The following is an 18,128-nucleotide window of genomic DNA, read 5'->3' as shown; positions in this document are numbered from 1 at the left end:
ACTGTCATGAGTGAAACCGCGCAGTCGGCCGCTCATCTGAGACTGGTGAGCGACCGGGCTGCCGGCGATGCGTCGGGCATCAAGCTGTCGGGCGTGTCGAAGACCTACCGGACGCGCGACGGCGATGTGCCGTCGCTGCGGCCGCTCGACTTCCACATCAATGACGGCGAGTTCTTCGTCGTGGTCGGCCCTTCCGGCTGCGGCAAGTCCACGCTGCTCAAATTGATCTCGGGCCTGCTGGCGCCGACCACGGGCGAGATCCTGGTCGAGGGCCAGAAGGTGACGACGCCGCACGGCAATGTCGGCATCGTGTTCCAGAACGCGCTGCTCTTGCCCTGGCGCAACATCCTCTCCAACGTGATGCTGCCGATCGACATGAAGCGGCTGCCGCGCCAGGAATATCTCGACCGCGCCAAGTCGCTGCTGAAGCTGGTCGGCCTCGAAGGCTTCGAGAAGAAGCTGCCCTGGCAGCTCTCCGGCGGCATGCAGCAGCGCGCCTCGATCTGCCGCGCGCTGGTGCACGATCCGAAGATCATGCTGATGGACGAGCCGTTCGGCGCGCTCGACGCGCTGACACGCGAGCGCATGAATGTCGAATTGATGCGGATCCAGCGCGAGACGAAGAAGACCGTGCTCCTGATCACGCATTCGATTCCGGAGGCCGTGTTCCTCGCCGACCGCGTGCTGGTCATGACCGAGCGCCCCGGCGCGATCGCCGCGATCTACGACGTGCCGCTGCCGCGCCCGCGCTCGCTCGACGCGATGGCCGACCCGGTGTTTACGGAGCTGGTGCAGCGCATCCGCAAGCATTTCTTCTCGCAAGGGGCGTTGGACTGAAACCATGTCCCCCCGCCTGAAGCTGCGAGACATCGCCTTCTTCGAACGTCCCGTGCAGTTCGCGCGGCCGTTCCGCTTCGGTGCGATCACGATCAACGCGACGCCGCAGCTGTTCGTGCGGGCCGAGATCGAGGTCGAGGGCCGGGGTACCGCCGTCGGTGCCAGCGCCGAGCTGCTGGTACCAAAGTGGTTCGACAAGCGGCCGGAGCTGTCGCCAGCGCAGACGGTGGACGAGTTGCGTCGCTCGCTGGAGATCGCGCGCGGACTCTATCTGGCACGGACCGGCTTCCAGACGGCGTTCGATCTGCATGCCTCCTGCATCGGTGCCCAGATCGCGACCTGCGCGAAGGAGAACATTCCGGGGCTGGCTGCGGCCTATGGCCCGGCGGAGATCGACAAGGCCATCCTCGATGCGCTGCTGCGCGCGATAGGGACCAGCTTCTATGAAGGAATGGCCGCGAACATCGCCGGCATCGATGCGCGGCTTTCTCCTGACCTGAGCGAGCGGGACATCAGGACGTTTCTCGCCGGCCGGGTGCCGCTGGCGCGTGTTGCCATCAGGCATACCGTCGGCCTTGATGATGTCGTCGAGGGTGAGGGCGGCATTGCCGATCCGCGCGAGAATACCGGCGCGCGCTTTTTCAAGCTCAAGCTGTCCGGCGATCCGGCTGCCGATGCGGCGCGGCTCGCCCGGATCGGCAAGCAGCTCGACACGCTTGGACGCGACTACAAGGTGACGCTCGATGCCAACGAGCAGTATGCCGATCTCGCCGCGTTACAGGCGCTGATGGACGGGCTCAATCGCGACGCCGCGCTGCGCCCGATTGCCGCGCGCCTGCTCTATGTCGAGCAGCCGATGCCGCGCGACATTACGCGGCGAACGCCGCTCGGCGCGCTGGGCACACGCGGCTTCATCATCGACGAAGCCGACGATTCCTACGACGCGTTTCCGGCAGCACGGGCGCTCGGCTATCGCGGCATCTCCTCGAAATCTTGCAAGGGACTTTACAAGTCAATCATCAACGCCACGCGTGTGGCGAAATGGAGCGCGCAAGGCGAAGCCTTCTTCATCACTGGTGAGGACCTCACCTGCCAGGCCGGCCTTGCCGTGCAGCAGGATCTTGCGCTCGGTGCCTTCATCGGCGTCACCCACGCCGAGCGCAACGGCCACCACTACGTCGATGGCTTCGGTGAAACGCCCATAGCAGAAGCTCAGGCCTTCGCCGCCGCGCATCCCGATCTCTATGCCGATGCCAGGCGGGGCATCCGGCTCTCCATTCACGACGGCGATCTCCTGACGGGATCGCTTCATTGCGCGGGCTTCGCCTCGTCGGTCCATCCGGACTGGTCGGCATTGCGCCCGCTCGCCCAGCCAAGATCTCAGGAGCAATTGGCATGACCACCCAACGCCTCGGCCTCATCATGAACGGCGTCACCGGCCGGATGGGGCTCAACCAGCATCTGATCCGCTCGATCGTCGCGATCCGCGACCAGGGCGGCGTGCGCCTGAAGAACGGTGACCGTGTCATGCCCGACCCGATCCTGGTCGGCCGCAGCGCCGACAAGGTCGAGGCGCTGGCCAAACGCTACAACATCACGCGCTGGACCACCGATCTCGATGCCGCGCTAGCCGACAAGAACGACACCATGTTCTTCGACGCCGCGACGACGCAGGCCCGTCCCGGCCTGCTGACCCAGGCCATCAACGCCGGCAAGCACGTCTATTGCGAGAAGCCGATTGCGACGAATTTCGAGGAAGCGGTCGAGGTCGTGAAGCTCGCCAATGCCAAGGGCGTCAAGCACGGCACGGTGCAGGATAAGCTGTTTCTGCCGGGGCTGAAGAAGATCGCTTTCCTGCGCGATTCCGGCTTCTTCGGCCGCATCCTCTCGGTGCGCGGCGAGTTCGGCTATTGGGTGTTCGAAGGCGGCTGGCAGGAGGCGCAGCGGCCCTCCTGGAACTATCGCGACGAGGATGGCGGCGGCATCATCCTCGACATGGTCTGCCACTGGCGCTATGTGCTGGACAACCTCTTCGGCAACGTCCAGAGCGTCAGCTGCATCGGCAACACCGACATCCCCGAGCGCTATGACGAGCAGGGCAAGAAGTACAAGGCAACTGCGGACGATTCCGCCTACGCCACATTCCAGCTCGAAGGCGGCGTCATCGCCCACATCAACATGTCCTGGGTGACGCGCGTCTATCGCGACGATCTCGTCACCTTCCAGGTCGACGGCACGCTCGGCTCGGCGGTCGCGGGCCTCACCGACTGCATGATCCAGGCGCGGCAGGCGACACCGCGCCCGGTGTGGAATCCCGACGAGAAGCGGCTGCACGACTTCTACGGCGACTGGCAGAAGCTGCCCGACAACGTCACCTACGACAACGGCTTTAGGGAGCAATGGGAGATGTTCATCCGCCACGTCTACGAGGACGCCCCTTACAAGTTCACACTGCTCGAAGGCGCCAAGGGCGTGCAGCTCGCCGAATGCGCGCTGAAGAGCTGGAAGGAGCGGCGCTGGATCGACGTCGCGCCCATCAAGGTGTGACATTCCGATGCTCATGATTTCGTCATCGCGAGCGAAGCGAAGCAATCCAGACTGCCTCCGCGGAAAGACCCTGGATTGCTTCGTCGCTTCGCTCCTCGCAATGACGGAGAGAGGACCAAAATGAACAAGCCCGTCCAACCAATGTCATCCCTGTCGCTGAAGCTCCCCAAGCCCGATCGCTCGATCGAGACCTATCGGCTCGCGGCCTCGCGCACGTTCCCCGCAAAGCTCGAGGGGCCGCTGAACCGCATCGCCTTCTCGGCCGTGCACACCGTCGCCGATCCCTTCGCCGAGAACGATCCCTGGCTGTCGGCCGCCATCGACTGGGACAAGACCATCGCCTTCCGCGAGCACGTCTGGGACCTCGGCCTCGGCGTTGCCGAAGCCATGGACACCGCGCAGCGCGGGATGGGGCTGGATTGGCCCACCTCGCTGGAGCTGATCACGCGCTCGGTCGCCGCCGCCAAGCGCCGCAACGCGCTGGTGTTCTCCGGTGCAGGCACGGATCATCTCGCAGTGGAGGACGCGAGAAACCTCGACGACGTCATCCGCGCCTATGAGGAGCAGATCTCGGCAGTGGAGAAGGTCGGCGGCCGCATCATCCTAATGGCCTCGCGGGCCCTGGCAAAACTCGGTCGCAATGCCGACGATTACGCCAAGGTCTATGACCGCGTGCTTTCGCAGGTCCGTGAGCCCGTGATCATCCATTGGCTCGGCGACATGTTCGATCCGGCACTGGCGGGCTATTGGGGCACCAACGATCTCGACAAGGCCATGGACATTGCCGTCGCCATCATCAACGGCAACGCCGCCAAGGTCGACGGCGTCAAGGTTTCGCTGCTCGACAAGCAGCGCGAGATCGACATGCGTCGCCGCCTCGACAGCCGCATCAAGATGTACACCGGCGACGATTTCAACTACGCGGAGCTGATCGCCGGCGATAGTGAAGGTTTTTCACACGCGCTGCTCGGCATCTTCGATGCCATCGCGCCGGCGGCGTCCTACGCGCTGTCGCGGCTGGCGGCAGGCGACGAGGCCGGCTTCCACGACGTGCTTGGCCCGACGGTCCCGCTGTCGCGTCACATCTTCAAGGCGCCGACGCGCTTCTACAAGACCGGGGTCGTGTTCATGGCCTATCTCAACGGACACCAGGATCACTTCACCATGGTCGGCGGACAGCAGAGCACGCGTTCGACGTTGCATCTCGCCGAGCTGTTCCGTCTGGCCGACCAAGCCGGTCTGCTCGCCAACCCTGAACTCGCGACGCAACGGATGAAGACCGTATTGGCCACCCACGGGATCGAATCCTGATGCGCGATTTCTCGTCCGACCATCGCTGGCTGTCGCTGAACACGGCGACCGTCCGCAAGCAGGGTGACCTCGTCGCCATCATCGAGGCCTGCGCGAAGCACGGCATCCGAGCCATCGATCCCTGGCGCGACCAGGTCGCGAACGTCGGTCTCGACCGCGTCGCGCGCGCGGTGCGCGAGGCTGGCCTTGATCTCTCTGGCTATTGCCGCGGCGGCATGTTCACCTCGGATGTCTCGCGCCGGGGCGAAGTGCGCGACGATAACAGGCGCTGTGTCGATGAAGCCAAGGCACTGGGCGCGCCCTGCATCGTCCTCGTCGTCGGCGGCCTGCCGCAATATTCGCGGTTGGGCAGTGAAGCTTCGAAGGATCTGGTGGCAGCGCGCGGGCAGGTCGAGGAAGCGCTCGCTGACATGCTCGACTACGCGAGGCAAGCCAAGCTGCCGTTGGCGATCGAGCCGTTGCACCCGGCCTATGCGGCCGACCGCGCCTGCGTGAACACAACCAAGCAGGCGCTCGATATCTGCGACCGGCTCGACCCCGGCCGCACCGGCATGCTCGGCGTCGCGCTCGACGTCTATCACATCTGGTGGGATCCGGAGCTGATGGACCAGATCGCACGCGCCGGCCGGGACCGCCTGCTGGCGTTCCATGTCTGCGACTGGCTGGTGCCGACCAGGGACATCCTCAACGACCGCGGCATGATGGGCGACGGCGTCATCGACATCAAATCGGTGCGTGCAGCGGTCGAAGCGCAGGGCTTTGCCGGCTATTCCGAGATCGAGATTTTCTCCACCGATTGGTGGGGCAAGCCGATGGACGAGGTGCTTCGCACCTGCATCACGCGGCATAGGACGGTGGTGTAGTTGCCTCGAGTGTCTCGTGAAAAGTCAGACGATTGCGCTATCATCGATTTTTCCGTTGAATCTCGGACTATCACTCGTCAATTCGATCTGCGAAGCTCCAACGACACAAATGCGCTTGCAACCAAGCAGGCGCGGAGGGAGGTTCGCAGTGGAGAAAGTGCGACGCTTGCGTGCGATGAGCTCACTGTGCCGGCAACAGGCCGCGTACAACAGCATGAACAAATGGAAGCTGCTCGCAGAGGCAGAATACTGGGATCATCTGGCTGACCTCGAGCTGTCTTCCCATTTCCAACAATGCAACGCCATTGTCTCGAATGAGGCCCAGCAGTCTCGATCGATCACAAACGCGAGTGATGCTGGGTCGACGACGATTTCCGTCGCGTGAGATCAGAAAGGCCGTGAACTCATGAAAGGAAGAGCTCTGAGTGCAGATCGTTCAGAGCATGACTGCTTGTGCCCCGACAGCGGAGTTGATCCGTGTCAGTTCCAATAACGCAAGTAGAAGGTTACCGTGTCACCCGTGTGCTTGCTGTCCGCCAACGTCTGGAGTTTGGAAATGCGCGATCATGATCGGGAAAGCTCCTCCATGAGCGCCTTGGCGGAACGAAGGTCCGGCGTTTCGAAGCCTTCCGTAAACCAGCCGTAAACCGAGCCAAGAAGGCACCGCGCGTCGGCCCTCCTTCCCTGGTCGCGCCAAAGCCGAGCCAAACTCATTGCGGCACGTAATTCAAAGGACTTTGCGCTCTGGCTTTGGGCGATCTTGAGCGCAGTTTGCAAATACCCCTCGACCTCGTCAGCTGGAGCACCACGACAGCGGTGCAGTTCACCGTCGATGCATGCAAGTTCTGCCTCCCACATATGCTCGCCGCTGCGCGCAGCAAGGGCCTTTGCCTCGGCAAGGGTAGCGACGCCGTTGTCGTGGTCACCTAAGTTGAGGTAGGTGGCCGCGAGCATCCACAAGTACCGAACCTGGTACCAACTGGCCCCGAGCCTGTTCCGCTCGTTCAGACTGAGGCGCATGAGCGCCAGGCCGGCCTCTACGTTGCCCTCTTGCGCCATTGCCCAGCCCCGCAGGACGAGGCCGCTCACGCGCCAATAGTTCAAGCTGTTCTGATCGGCGAGATGGATGATGGTGTCGGCATGCGCATGTACGGCCGCCACGTTCCCAATTAGCTCCGCAAGAGCCGCCTCGCCATAGACCTGCACATGCGCGGTAAGGTTCGTCTGATTCAACTCCATAGCGTATTGAGATGCGGCACGGCTAGTCCGCTGAGCCTGTTCGGGGTAACCAAGAACCCAAAGCACAATCGCCAAGTAGGGTAGCGCAGAGGCCTTCGGGTCATGTACGTAGTGCACAGGCGGCGGCCGATGCTCCTCTGGCTGATAGCGACTCAGGATCGTTTCGAACTCCGAGCGTGCGGTCAGAAAATCACCGGCATGCATTGCGGTGAGCGCGGCCAGACGATGCGTAGCCAATTCCAGTGCTGTGTGCCCGGTGCGCTCAGCGGCGCGCTGCGTTTCGGCAACGAGGCTCTGCATGGCAGCATAGTCGCCGCGCACGAAGTGGAAGATGAATTTGCCGCTAAGGGTGGAGAACAACGCACCCGTGTCGTCGAGTTCATAGCAGAGCGCATGAGCCCTGCTGAAGGCTGTGCCAAGCTGCGGAGCCGTGTATCCGTGGATGGCAATCAGTGGACCTCCGATTGCCGTTTGCAGAGCGAGTTCCTGACGATCGCGCTCCGGCCCTGGTGGATTGGACTTGAGTGCCTCCAGCCCCCTTGTGAGATGAGTGATCGCTTCGAGATTGGCGGAACGCCCAGCCGCAATGCGGCCGGCCCGCAGCCAGTAGTCCACCGCCTTTCCTGCCAGTCCACCCTCGGTGAGATGTAGAGCGATTGTCTCCGGCTCCGCCTCCGCACGGGGAGGGTAATGTTGTTCGAGAGCTGCAGCTATGCGGGCATGGATCTGCTGCCGCTTGCTCTTCAGGAGACTCTCGTGCGCGATGTCCTGCACCAGCGCATGTTTGAAGCTGTAGGCAACATTCGGAGGTACGCCACGACGGAATATCAGTTCCGCGGCCAATAGATCAGTGAGAGCATGCTGGAGCGCGTGCTCTTCGAGTGCCGTTACAAGGCGCAGAAGATCGTGTCCGAATTCGCGTCCGATGCAAGCTGCAATCTGGGCAACTTCCTTGACCGGCGCCAATCGATCGAGGCGGGCCATCAAGGAGTCCTGCAGCGTCGTCGGGATCGCCAGCGGCGGTAGTGGGCCGATCAACTCATAGCGGCTGCCCTGATCTTTGAGCAGCCCGGATTCGACGACGGCCTTGGTGAGCTCCTCGACGAACAACGGCACGCCGTCGGTCTTGGCCAAAATCTGCTCAAGCACCTCCTGAGGGAGCATTTTGCCGCCCGTGATCCGGTCAACGACTGCCGCCCCTTGCCTACGTCCCAGCCGGCTTAGAAAGAGCGCTGTCACATGTCCATGACCCGTCCAGCGCGGAATGAACTCGGGCCGGAAGGTAACGATCATCAAAATTGGAAGTCGCTGCACCTCGTCGACGAGCCGATCGAGGAATTCGAGCATAGTAGGGTCCGCCCAATGGACGTCCTCGTAGACGGCAAGCACTGGCTGTCTTGCCGCTAAGCCTTGTATCTGTTCCAGAAGGGCCTGGAAGGTTCGCTCCTTCTTCTGGTGCGGACTGAGTGCGAGAGGCGGGTATCTCTCCCCGGTCGGGATTGCCAAGAGATCCGCGAGAACCGGCGCGCTCTCATGCACATTGTCCGCACCAAGCGCGAGCATGGCCTCGAGTTTATCGAGCTGTTCGTCGGAAGCGTCCTCCCGCCGTATTGCCGCTGCCCGTTCAAGGAGGCCAACGACGGGATATAGAGCGGTGTTGGTATGAAATGGTGAACAGAAATGACTCAGCGGCGTGTGCGGCACACGGGCGACCTGGTCCCGTAAGGCTCGCACGAGCCGCGACTTGCCAATGCCGGCTTCGCCGCCGAGCAGGACGATCTGTCCTTCCCGCTCTTTCGCCCGCTCCCAGCGATCCAGGAGCAATGCAAGTTCTTCATTCCGTCCGACCAGTGCGGTCGTTGCCAAGCCATGCCGAGCCTCGAACCTGCTCTCTGCCGCGCCTTCACCAATGACAAGCCACGCCTGCACCAGTTCCGGGAAACCTTTGAGAGGCACCGTGCCGAGGTCGCGGTACGTGAAAGCTTCGCCGAGTAGGCGGCGGGTCGATTCCGCAATCACCACATCACTTGGGTTGGCCAGATCTTGCAGTCGGGCGGCTAGGTTTGGTGTTTCGCCGATGACTGCGCGCTCGCGAGCCTCTCCCTCGCCAATCAGCTCGCCGACCACGACCAGACCGGTTGCGATGCCGACGCGAGCGGCGAGCGCTGCACCACCCGGTTCGGTAAGGGATGCGACCGCCTTGGTCACTCGAAGCCCGGCGCGAACGGCGCGCTCCGCCTCATCTTCGTGCGCCCGCGGCCAGCCAAAATAAGCGAGAACGCCATCGCCGAGGAATTTGGCTATGTGGCCTTCGAATCGGTCGATCTCGCCCACCACGGTGTTATGGTAGGCCTGCAAGAGGTCACGCAACTCCTCGGGATCCCGCCCTGAAGCAAGTGCCGTCGAGCCGACCAGGTCGACGAACATGACTGTGAGCTGTCGACGCTCCGCGTCCGAAGGGATCGATGGCTTCGCGTAGTCGGCAGGTCCATTGGCGTTGACAGCCACCGGGGTGATCGGCGCAGCGAGTGCATGGATTGCCTTTAGCACAGCCTTGCGTGGGCCGAGTGGCAAGCCAAGCTCCCGCAGGTCGGCTTCGGTCAGTTCTGGCAAAATTTCGGACGTGATTTCAGCGTCACAAAAGGTCTTTATGTAGCGCTCCAGCCCGAGACCGCGAAGCCATTGCGCGATATCCACGACAAGCCTCCTCGTGCCGGATCAGGCGACGGTCAGCTCAATTGAAAGTATGCAACTTCAGCTTCAGCGAACCATCTGCCTGACGCTCAAACACGTGGGTTGCGATCCCGCCTGCAGGTTGGCTGGCGCCATCCGCTGTCTTACCGTTGGCGCTCCAATGGGCCGTGCCGTAGACGATCTTCTCATCTCCGCCGGCGTCGATGACGACCAACCTGTGATCGGTGAATCCGCTTGAAAACAGCCCAGCAAAGAAGCTCTCGATCTCTGTCGGACCGGATATCACCTGATGCGTTGGCGGCAACAATTTGGCGTCTGGCACGTAAGTCGCCGCGATAGCCCTGGCATCTGCTTTGTTGAATGCTGAATCCCACGCGGCGTACGCCGCAGCAATGTCGTGTCTTATGGAGGAAGCTAAGGCTGTCATGATCCCTCCCTCAAACGCGGGCTTGCTTTCGTTGGAGAACGATAACGTCACCTGACGTCGTTCGACCGCTGCAAACTGCAACGAGGGAACGCGACGCCGCCTTCATTGGGCTGCGACCTGTTGCAGTCTGTTGAAGCGCGCCTTCTGCTCGCTGCTCAGCGTGGCATAGAACTCGTCCAGGGCGGGTTCGACCAGCTTGGCGGCCGTCAGCATGGCCTCGAGCCGATGCTGCATCGTCTCCAGCCGTCCGACAGGTGTCAGCGGCGCATCGTTCGGACAGGCCGCCTGTAGGCCCTCAACGCCCTTCGCCGTCGCTTCGCTGAGGCGGTCGAGCGCCTCCTTCTGCTTGCCGGCTGGGTGGAGCACAGCCTCGATCCTCTGGATCGGCAACTGCGTCAGCCCGGACTTCGGATCGCCACAGCCCTCGCTACTCGCCTCCTGCTGCTGCGGCGAGCGCTCGCCGACATTGGGGCCAAGCGCGTTGAAGCGGGCCTGCTGCTCGTCACTGAGCGAGTTGTAGAAATTCTCCAGTGCCGGTCGAACGATCTTGACGGCTTCAAGCGTCGCGCTGATGCGGTTCATCATCGCGCGCAAGCGGCCAGGGGGAGTCAGTGCATAAGTCTCCGCGCAGGAATCCTTGAACACACCGGCAGCGTTGGCCGCCGCGGTCTTGAGCTCGTCCAGCAATGCGCGTTGCTCCGGCGTCGGCCGCACCGCCTGTGCGATATCGGCAAGCGGCCAGGCGGTCACGCCCTTGTCCGGCGTGGCACACAATTGCTGAAGCGTCTGCGGGCTCACGCTGGCACGCTGGCGCGCGCGGTAGCCGCCGCCGGCTTGAGGGTAGTCATACGAGTTGGTGCTGGCATAAGCGGAGTAGGGGCCGTCACCGCCCCAGAACACGGTGTCGACGAAGTCGTCATAGGCGTACGCCCAATATCCGGGCTCGTAGCCATACGACCAGAATGTGTAGTTGAAGATGTCGGAATAGGCGTAAGGCCAGAACACGGGCCCAAGCCAAGCCACGAACACCGCGGGATGACGGTGACGCCAGGCCTGCCGGGGTGCCCAGCCGCTTTGGCGCGTGACGAGAGCCGCTTGGGTCAGCGCAGTGGACTGCTCGCGGAAGCGTTCCGCAAACCGTCCGCGCTCGGCGGCCGGCGCAGCGGCTGCAAGTGCCGGAGCGCGCTCCGCCGGAGCCTGCAGCCCAAGCCGCTGCTGGCGCGCCAGGTCAATTTGCTGCGCGCGCTGCTCTCGGCCAAGCAAGCGGTTTTGCGCCTGGAGCATTCGCTGCTGCGCCCGTTGCGCTTGCACGCCTTCGGGCTTTTGCGACTGCAATTGCTGCACCCGCTGCTGCAGGCGTTCGATGCGGGCCTGGCGCTCCGTCGTCTGGCGCGACAGCATGTCGCGCTGCCGCTGCTCGACGTGCTGCGAGCGCTGTTGCACGCGTTGCTCGCGCTCAAGAAGACGGCTCTGCGACTGCAGCAGCCGTTGCTGCCGTTGCTGCGCCCTTGCGCCTTCCGGTTTCTGCGATTGCAGTTGCTGCACGCGCTGCTGCAAGCGGTCGATGCGGTCTTGGCGTTCCGCGGATTGGCGCGAAAGCATCTCACGCGGCGGTCCCGAACGCTCGCTCACGGCCGGGGGTGCACTTGGGCGCGAAGGGGCGGCGATCTGCGGCGTCGGCCGCGGCGCCATGGCCGGACGTTGCGGCGCTGCCGGCGGGCGATGGATTTCGCGCCGGGGCGCTGCCACCTGCGGGGCGGCTCGGGGGGCACTGATTTGTGGGGTCGGACGCGGTGGCGGTGAGGCGATGTGGGGCGCCGGACGTGGCGCCATCGCCGGTCGCTGCGGCATGGCTGGCGGCGCGGCGGGACGCGCCATGGCTGGCGGAGCCGCCGGACGCGCCATGGCTGGCGGAGCGGCCGGACGTGCCATGGCTGGCGGTGCTGCTGGCGGTGCGGCTGGACGAGCCATAGCCGGTGGTGCTGCCGGTGGTGCTGCCGGGCGGGCCATGGCCGGTGGTGCTGATGGCGGCGCTGCGGCTGGTCCTGGTGGTCCTCCACCCCGTCCGTGTCCGAGAGGTCCCTGGGCTGGCGCGCTCGTCGTCAGCATCGAGACGCCAACCAAAACAGCCGTCAGGCAAACGCCACGCGGAAGCATGATCCTAGCTCCCAACTCGTAATCGCCCACGACTTTCAACGCACAGACTGTGGAATCGTTCGTCCTTGGTCACAGCCGGCATTGCGATCTTCCGACGCAGCCAGTCTCAAGAGAAATCCTGCGTCAGGATCGCGGCGAACCGCTCCAGCGCCCAGTCGACCTGGTCGCTTGTGATCACCAGCGGCGGGGCGATGCGGATCGTATGCTCATGGGTATCCTTGGCGAGGATGCCCTTGGCCTGGAGCGCCTCGCAATAGCGGCGTGCGCGCCCGGCCTCGGGATGCAGCTCGACCGCCAGCATCAGGCCGCGCCCGCGCACCTCGCGGATCGTATTGGCGCGAATGTCCTTCAAGCCCTCCAGAAAGCGCGCGCCTTGCCTCGCCGCGTTCTCAATCATGCCTTCCTCGACCAGCACGCGCATCGCCGCGCGGGCCACGGCGCAGGCAAGCGGGTTGCCGCCGAAGGTCGAGCCATGCTGCCCGGGCCTCAATGTCCCGAGCACGTCGTTGTTTGAGAGCACGGCCGAGACCGGATAGAAGCCGCCGGACAGGGCCTTGCCGAGCAGCGTCACGTCCGCCTCAATTCCCTCGTGCTGTTCGGCGAGCAGCTTGCCGGTGCGACCGAGCCCGGTCTGGATCTCGTCGAGCACCAGCATCACATTGTTGGCGGTGCAGAGCTCCCGGACCTCAGTGAAATAGCCGGCCGGAGGAATGACGACACCGGCTTCGCCCTGGATCGGCTCGACCAGAAAGGCGACCGTGTTTGGGGTGATTGCTTCCGCAAGCGCCGGGGCGTCGCCGAACGGGATGACCTTGAAGCCCGGCGCGAACGGCCCGAAGTGTCCGCGTGTCTCGGGGTCGGTTGAAAAGCCGACGACGCCCAGCGTGCGTCCGTGGAAATTGTTGGCACAGACGATGATCTCGGCCTGGCCGTCCGGCACGCCTTTCACCTCGTAGCCCCATTTGCGGACCGACTTGATCGCGCTTTCCACCGCCTCGGCGCCGCTGTTCATCGGCAGCACCTTGTGGGAACCGGTGAGCGCGGCGATCTCCTCGTAGAACAAGGCGAGCTGGTCGTTGTGGAAGGCCCTCGAGGTGAGCGTCAACCTGTGCGCCTGTTCGACCATCGCCGCCAGGATCTTGGGGTGGCAGTGGCCCTGGCTGACCGCCGAATAGGCGGACAGGCAATCAAGGTACCGGTTGCCTTCGGTGTCCCAGACCCAGACACCTTCGCCGCGCGACAGGACGACCCCGATCGGCTCGTAATTACGGGCCCCGAAGCGCGCTTCTGTCGCGATGAAATCAATGACCGACGAGCTCATCTGCCGTCACTCCATTGCTGCGCGCGGCGGCGTCAATCGACTGCACCGGCGGGTCGCGCCCAAATGAATGTGGGTATCGGTTTGTCAGCTCGGAAGCCTTGATGCGCCGATGGCGCGGCGCGGCCTGATAGTCCCGAAATGTCAGGTGGTTCTGCCGGGCCACAGGGCACCGTTCTGCGACCCAGGCTCTACTGTGCATGGGGTTGTTTTCGCAGTTTGGTTGCCGGCCCCTCAGCCAAGCGCGCAGGGCACGCTCAAGAAGCCGCGGAACCGGACCCGTCCGCCGCGCACTGGCGGGCCGCTCACGGCATAGTTCGGAAAGCGCGCCAGAAAGCGCGAGATCGCAATCGCCCCCTCCAGCCGCGCCAGGGCCATGCCTGCGCATTGATGCGCGCCTGTGGCGAAGGCGAGGTGCCGGTTCGGCGTGCGCGCGATATCGAAACGTTCGGGGTCGGGAAACTGCGCGGGGTCGCGATTGGCAGCCCCGATGCACAGCGTCACCGACGTGCCGGCATCGAGCATGACGCCGCCGAGCTCGACCTTCTCGGTGGTCATGCGGTTGCCGAGCTGGTTGGAGCTCTCGTAGCGCAACATCTCCTCGACCGCAGTCTTGATCATGTCCGGGTTCTCGATCAGGCGCTGCTTCTGGTCGGGATGGCGGTCGAGCGCCACGAGGCCGTTGCCGATCAGGTTGGTGGTGGTCTCGTGGCCGGCATTGAGCAGGAAGATGCAATTGTGCAGCAGCTCCTTCTCGGTCAGCCGCTCGCCGTTCTCTTCCCCCTGGATCAAACGCGTCAGCACGTCGCGCTCGGGATTGCCCGGCTTCGCGCGCCGCCGCGACACCAGCGTCTGCAGATAAGCGAGGAAGTCCGCCACCGCCTTGTTGCCGCGCGCAGCTACTTCGGGCGACACTACGGGTTCGAGAGCACCCAGGATCGCCAGCGACCAGTCGCGCAGCGGCCCGCGCTCCTCGTGAGGCACGTCGAGCAGGTTGCCGATCACCTCGATGGGAATCGAAGCGGCAAAATCCTCGATCAGTTCGCAAGCGCCCTTGGTTTCGATGGCATCGAGCAGGCCGTCGACCAGCTTGATCAGGTCCCCCTCCATGCTGGCGATCGCGCGCGGCGACAGCGCGCCCATGATCAGGCGGCGGACGCGGGTATGGGACGGCGGATCGTTGAACACGAGGCTGGTGGTGTGGTGCTCGTAGAGCAGGGTGTCGCCGTATTTCGGCGCGAACTCGCGCTTCTTGTCCGAGCTGAACGACTTGGTGTTCTTGTAGGTGGTGACGAGATCATCGTAGCGGGTCAGGAACACGGTGCCGCTCCGCAGGCGCTTGACCGGCTCGTTCTCCCGCAGTGCACGATAGGTCGGATAGGGGTTGTCGTAGAACTCCGGCGTCAGCTTCTCGAGGTCGAAGCTTGCCGCCAGCGCCTTCGCATCTGCGTTCATCCCGTTATACTCGCCGGTTAAAGCCGATATGCCGTTTTTGTTGTTCTGGTCGGCGCATGCATGCGTCTACAGTCTTCGCACACTGCTAGCCGACCGGACAGGAAAATGCACGCACGCGCTGACGCTGCCGACACGGCGCCGAACTGGCCCGACGATATTTTCGCGACCCTCCAGCGCTTCGACGTCCGGCAGGTGCCTTACGTTCCGGACGCCGGTCATTCCAAGCTGATCCAGCGCGTATTGGCCTCCTCCACCATGCGCGGCATTGCGCTGACGACGGAGGAGGAAGGCGTGGCGCTGCTCGCCGGCGCCTGGGCCGGCGGACAGCGCGGCGTGCTGCTGATGCAGTCGAGCGGCGTCGGCAATTGCATCAACATGCTGTCGCTGATCCCGATCTTGCGCTTTCCGTTCCTCACGCTCGTGACGATGCGCGGCGAGTGGGGCGAGTTCAATCCGTGGCAGGTGCCGATGGGCTCGACCACGCAAGGCGTGTTCGAGCTCTCCGGCGTCAAGGTGCTGCGCGCCTCGCACGCTGCCGAGGTGCCTGCCGTCTTGGAAGCGGCCGCGGCGCAGGCCTACAACGCGCTGACGCCAACCGCCGTCCTTCTGTCGCAGCGCCTGATCGGCGCCAAGGTTTTCACCAAATGAGCAAGGCCAATCTCCTCGACCGCCGGCAGGTGGTGTCCACGTTGCTGGCGAACCGCAAGGACGTCGTCGCGATCGGCGGCCTCGGTGCGTCCACCAACGACATGTGCGCCGCCGGCGACCACGCCCGCAACTTTTACCTCTGGGGCGGCATGGGCGGCGCCGCGATGATCGGGCTGGGTCTGGCGCTGGCGCAGCCGAAGCTGCCGGTATTGGTCATCACCGGCGACGGCGAGATGCTTATGGGCATGGGCAGCCTTGCCACCATCGGCCTGCAGAAGCCGGCCAACCTCTCGATCGCAGTGCTCGACAACGAGGCCTATGGCGAGACCGGCGGCCAGACCAGCCACACCTCCGCCGCCGCCGACCTCGTCGGCATCGCCAGGGCTTGCGGCATTAAGGACAGCCGGGCTGTCACGACCATGGCCGAAGTCGAAGCCTTCGCCAAAGCCGTCCATGACCTCTCCGCGGGTCCGCGCTTTGCCAATGTGAAGATCGACAGCGCCGGCCTGGAGCGGATTCTGCCGACGCGGGACGGGACCTACATCGTCAACCGGATCCGTGCTGACCTGGGCTTCCAGCCGATCTAGGCGGTCCGGTAATGCCTTGCTGAACGTCTGCACGCGGGCCGTGCAGGCTCGGCCAATTTCCATTGATTCTAGGTCGCACGCAGGTTGCGATGCAACATAGTGCTTGACTCCTGCGTGGGTGAGTGCTTACTCACCCAGCATGAGCTCATTGCGTATGACGAGCGACCTGAGGCGTCAATTGATCCTCGGCGCCGCAAAGCGCTGCTTTGCCCGACACGGCTATAACGGCACCACGACCAAGAGCGTGGCGGCCGCCGCTGCCATTTCTGAAGCGCTGCTGTTCAAGCATTTCCCGTCCAAGGCGGCGCTCTACGCCGAGATCCTCAGCGACGAATGCGAGGCGGATCCCGCTCTGATGGAGCTGCTCGAGCGCGAGCCGTCGACGGCTACGCTGGTCGAGGTGATCCGCGGCATGGTCGAACACTTCCTCCAGATCGCCGACGGTCCCGATCAGGAAGAGGCCCAGCGCCTGCGGCTAATGGCCACGAGCCATTTGGATGACGGCGAATTCGCCCGATTGCTGTATGCCAAGATCGAGACGCTGATCGGCGCTGTCTTCGTCGCCTCGCTCGAGCGTGCGGTTGCGAGCGGTGACGCGCGGCCCTGCGCTGGCGATCCGCTCAACCTGTTCTGGTTCGCGCATCATGCGGTGATGACCGCGGCGCTGACCAGGCTGCCGGCCACGCCCTGTCTTGCTTACGGCAGGGCGACCGACCTGGAGCGGCAGCTCTGTGAGTTTCTCCTGAGGGGTATCGGACTTAACGACGCCGCAATTGCTTCGCATCTGGGCCGCAATCAGGCCGCGGATGCGAACCGGGCGGCGATTGCAGAAAGTGCATGACATGAACATCGTGGCCGAAAACAAGATTTCGGGGCAACCGATCGACAACAAGGCTCCCAAGCGTCCGGTCCGGCCAGTGCGCTGGTTCATCATCGTTGGCACGCTTCTGGCCGTGCTCGTCGGAGGGCTCGTCTGGTTCAATTACTTCCGCGGCCAGATGATCAAGCAATTCTTCGCCAACAACAAGCCGCCGCCGACCGCTGTCAGCGCGGCCGAGGCGAAGTCCGAGGTGGTGCCGAACCTGCTCACGGCGGTCGGCAGCCTCGTCGCCGTGCATCAGGTCGACGTCAGCGCCGACGTCAACGGCCGTGTCACCGCGATCAAGTTCGAGCCGGGCACGCGCGTCGAGGCCGGCACGCCGCTGGTGCAACTGTTCGACGCGCCCGAGCAGGGCGATCTCGCCAATTACAAGGCGCAAGCGACCGTCGCGCAGCTGTCGCTTGAACGCGCCAAGCAGCTGGCCTCGCGCCAGTTCGGTCCGCAGGCGACCGTCGACACCGCGCAGGCTGCCTATGACCAGGCCCAGGCGGGCATCGCCAAGACCGAGGCGTTGATCTCGCAGAAGCTGGTGCGCGCGCCGTTCGCCGGCGATCTCGGCATGCGCAAGGTCGAGGTCGGCCAGTATCTGACCGCCGGCACGGCGATCGTGTCGCTGACCGATCTGTCCGAGCTGTGGGCCAACTTCACGGTGACGGAAAAGGATTCCGGCAGCCTCAAGGTCGGCCAGGTCGTGCGGTTGAAGGTCGACGCCTATCCGGGCCGCACCTTCGAGGGCAAGATCACCACGATCGAGCCCCAGATCTCGACCGATACTCGCAACATCCGCGTGCAGGCCACGATTGCCAATCCGGAGAAGATCCTGAAGCCCGGCATGTTTGTCACCACGACCGTGGTGCTGCCGGAAAAGCCGGCCGTGATCACGGTGCCTGAAACGGCAGTCGATTACACGCTGTACGGCGACTCCGTGTTCGTGATCACCGAGAAGAAGGAAGAGGACGGCAAGACCAGCCTGTCGGCGGTGCGCACCTTCGTGCAGACCGGCAACCGGGTCGAGGGTCGCGTCGAGATCGTCAAGGGCCTGAAGGTAGGCGACAAGGTCGTCGCTCTCGGCCAGCTCAAGCTGCAATCAGGCGCGCCGGTATCGATCTCGACCGATCCGGCCCCGCAGATCCCGGCGCAGCCGCCGCGCTACTGACAATATCCT

At 64.0% G+C, this 18,128-nt stretch carries 15 protein-coding genes; 10 read left to right on the top strand and 5 right to left on the bottom strand.

Annotated features, from left to right (window positions below; all coding sequences use genetic code 11):
- The first annotated feature begins 6 nt into the window (after positions 1–6).
- The 5 genes from I6F21_RS07200 to I6F21_RS07180 all read left to right on the top strand — a co-directional run bounded on the left by I6F21_RS07200 (position 7) and on the right by I6F21_RS07180 (position 5,558).
- Positions 7–837, top strand: a complete 831-nt coding sequence (locus I6F21_RS07200) for an ABC transporter ATP-binding protein (RefSeq protein WP_192893460.1) — start codon at positions 7–9, stop codon at positions 835–837.
- 4 nt (positions 838–841) lie between these two features.
- Positions 842–2,236, top strand: coding sequence for a hypothetical protein (locus I6F21_RS07195; protein WP_225139601.1), 1,395 nt, complete (start codon positions 842–844; stop codon positions 2,234–2,236).
- The gene (locus I6F21_RS07190) at positions 2,233–3,384 is read left to right on the top strand and encodes a Gfo/Idh/MocA family oxidoreductase (RefSeq protein ID WP_225139600.1); all 1,152 of its coding nucleotides are present in this window, start codon (positions 2,233–2,235) and stop codon (positions 3,382–3,384) included. Before I6F21_RS07195 ends, I6F21_RS07190 begins: the two co-directional genes overlap by 4 nt.
- 120 nt (positions 3,385–3,504) lie before the next feature.
- Positions 3,505–4,695 (top strand): dihydrodipicolinate synthase family protein, encoded by a 1,191-nt coding sequence (locus tag I6F21_RS07185; protein ID WP_225139599.1) that lies wholly within the window; start codon positions 3,505–3,507, stop codon positions 4,693–4,695.
- Positions 4,695–5,558 carry a sugar phosphate isomerase/epimerase family protein gene (locus tag I6F21_RS07180; RefSeq protein WP_225139598.1) on the top strand — a complete coding sequence of 288 codons (864 nt, stop codon included), beginning with the start codon at positions 4,695–4,697 and terminating at the stop codon, positions 5,556–5,558. The genes I6F21_RS07185 and I6F21_RS07180 overlap by 1 nt, the downstream gene beginning before the upstream one ends.
- A gap of 564 nt (positions 5,559–6,122) precedes the next feature.
- Here the strand turns inward: I6F21_RS07180 and I6F21_RS07170 are convergent.
- The 3 genes from I6F21_RS07170 to I6F21_RS07160 form a co-directional block, all read right to left on the bottom strand.
- Complete coding sequence (locus tag I6F21_RS07170) at positions 6,123–9,494, bottom strand: adenylate/guanylate cyclase domain-containing protein (RefSeq protein ID WP_225139596.1); 3,372 nt, start codon at positions 9,492–9,494, stop codon at positions 6,123–6,125.
- Positions 9,495–9,531: 37 nt separating this feature from the next.
- The gene (locus tag I6F21_RS07165) at positions 9,532–9,918 is read right to left on the bottom strand and encodes a DUF4440 domain-containing protein (RefSeq protein WP_051056878.1); all 387 of its coding nucleotides are present in this window, start codon (positions 9,916–9,918) and stop codon (positions 9,532–9,534) included.
- Between the two features lie 102 nt (positions 9,919–10,020).
- Complete coding sequence (locus tag I6F21_RS07160; protein ID WP_225182998.1) at positions 10,021–11,475, bottom strand: Spy/CpxP family protein refolding chaperone; 1,455 nt, start codon at positions 11,473–11,475, stop codon at positions 10,021–10,023.
- Positions 11,476–11,717: 242 nt separating this feature from the next.
- Between I6F21_RS07160 and I6F21_RS07155 the strand changes: the two genes are divergently transcribed.
- The gene (locus I6F21_RS07155; protein ID WP_158284420.1) at positions 11,718–11,891 is read left to right on the top strand and encodes a hypothetical protein; all 174 of its coding nucleotides are present in this window, start codon (positions 11,718–11,720) and stop codon (positions 11,889–11,891) included.
- A 290-nt stretch (positions 11,892–12,181) separates the two neighbouring features.
- Here I6F21_RS07155 and rocD read toward each other — a convergent pair whose 3' ends face one another.
- Both rocD and I6F21_RS07145 read right to left on the bottom strand, forming a co-directional pair.
- Entirely contained in the window at positions 12,182–13,396 is a 1,215-nt protein-coding gene (gene rocD / locus I6F21_RS07150; protein WP_036025809.1) for an ornithine--oxo-acid transaminase, read from the bottom strand.
- Between the two features lie 231 nt (positions 13,397–13,627).
- Positions 13,628–14,848, bottom strand: coding sequence for a cytochrome P450 (locus I6F21_RS07145; protein WP_225139593.1), 1,221 nt, complete (start codon positions 14,846–14,848; stop codon positions 13,628–13,630).
- Positions 14,849–14,953: 105 nt separating this feature from the next.
- On the opposite strand from I6F21_RS07145, the gene I6F21_RS07140 reads away from it, so the two are divergent.
- From I6F21_RS07140 to I6F21_RS07125, 4 genes are all read left to right on the top strand, one after another.
- A complete protein-coding gene (locus tag I6F21_RS07140; protein ID WP_036004713.1) occupies positions 14,954–15,496 on the top strand; it encodes a phosphonopyruvate decarboxylase in 543 nt (180 codons plus the stop codon).
- Positions 15,493–16,083 (top strand): thiamine pyrophosphate-dependent enzyme, encoded by a 591-nt coding sequence (locus I6F21_RS07135; RefSeq protein WP_225139592.1) that lies wholly within the window; start codon positions 15,493–15,495, stop codon positions 16,081–16,083. The genes I6F21_RS07140 and I6F21_RS07135 overlap by 4 nt, the downstream gene beginning before the upstream one ends.
- A gap of 139 nt (positions 16,084–16,222) precedes the next feature.
- On the top strand, positions 16,223–16,924 hold the full coding sequence (locus tag I6F21_RS07130) for a TetR/AcrR family transcriptional regulator (RefSeq protein WP_063822469.1): 702 nt from the start codon (positions 16,223–16,225) through the stop codon (positions 16,922–16,924).
- A 1-nt stretch (position 16,925) separates the two neighbouring features.
- Positions 16,926–18,119: an efflux RND transporter periplasmic adaptor subunit gene (locus tag I6F21_RS07125; RefSeq protein WP_036004727.1), complete on the top strand. Its 1,194-nt coding sequence runs from the start codon at positions 16,926–16,928 to the stop codon at positions 18,117–18,119.
- Positions 18,120–18,128: the final 9 nt, after the last annotated feature.

This window comes from Bradyrhizobium sp. NBAIM03, from assembly GCF_020194055.1.
GTDB lineage: Bacteria > Pseudomonadota > Alphaproteobacteria > Rhizobiales > Xanthobacteraceae > Bradyrhizobium > Bradyrhizobium yuanmingense.
The sequence above is the reverse complement of the archived record's forward strand: the minus strand, read 5'-3'. Positions and strand labels throughout refer to the sequence as shown.

Bases quoted from the DNA above. Each gene is read 5' to 3' on its own strand.
- I6F21_RS07200 (WP_192893460.1), top strand. From the start codon at position 7: ATGAGTGAAACCGCGCAGTCGGCCGCTCATCTGAGACTGGTGAGCGAC.
- I6F21_RS07195 (WP_225139601.1), top strand. From the start codon at position 842: ATGTCCCCCCGCCTGAAGCTGCGAGACATCGCCTTCTTCGAACGTCCC.
- I6F21_RS07190 (WP_225139600.1), top strand. From the start codon at position 2,233: ATGACCACCCAACGCCTCGGCCTCATCATGAACGGCGTCACCGGCCGG.
- I6F21_RS07185 (WP_225139599.1), top strand. From the start codon at position 3,505: ATGAACAAGCCCGTCCAACCAATGTCATCCCTGTCGCTGAAGCTCCCC.
- I6F21_RS07180 (WP_225139598.1), top strand. From the start codon at position 4,695: ATGCGCGATTTCTCGTCCGACCATCGCTGGCTGTCGCTGAACACGGCG.
- I6F21_RS07165 (WP_051056878.1), bottom strand. From the start codon at position 9,918: ATGACAGCCTTAGCTTCCTCCATAAGACACGACATTGCTGCGGCGTAC.
- rocD (WP_036025809.1), bottom strand. From the start codon at position 13,396: ATGAGCTCGTCGGTCATTGATTTCATCGCGACAGAAGCGCGCTTCGGG.
- I6F21_RS07145 (WP_225139593.1), bottom strand. From the start codon at position 14,848: ATGAACGCAGATGCGAAGGCGCTGGCGGCAAGCTTCGACCTCGAGAAG.
- I6F21_RS07140 (WP_036004713.1), top strand. From the start codon at position 14,954: ATGCACGCACGCGCTGACGCTGCCGACACGGCGCCGAACTGGCCCGAC.
- I6F21_RS07135 (WP_225139592.1), top strand. From the start codon at position 15,493: ATGAGCAAGGCCAATCTCCTCGACCGCCGGCAGGTGGTGTCCACGTTG.
- I6F21_RS07130 (WP_063822469.1), top strand. From the start codon at position 16,223: ATGAGCTCATTGCGTATGACGAGCGACCTGAGGCGTCAATTGATCCTC.
- I6F21_RS07125 (WP_036004727.1), top strand. From the start codon at position 16,926: ATGAACATCGTGGCCGAAAACAAGATTTCGGGGCAACCGATCGACAAC.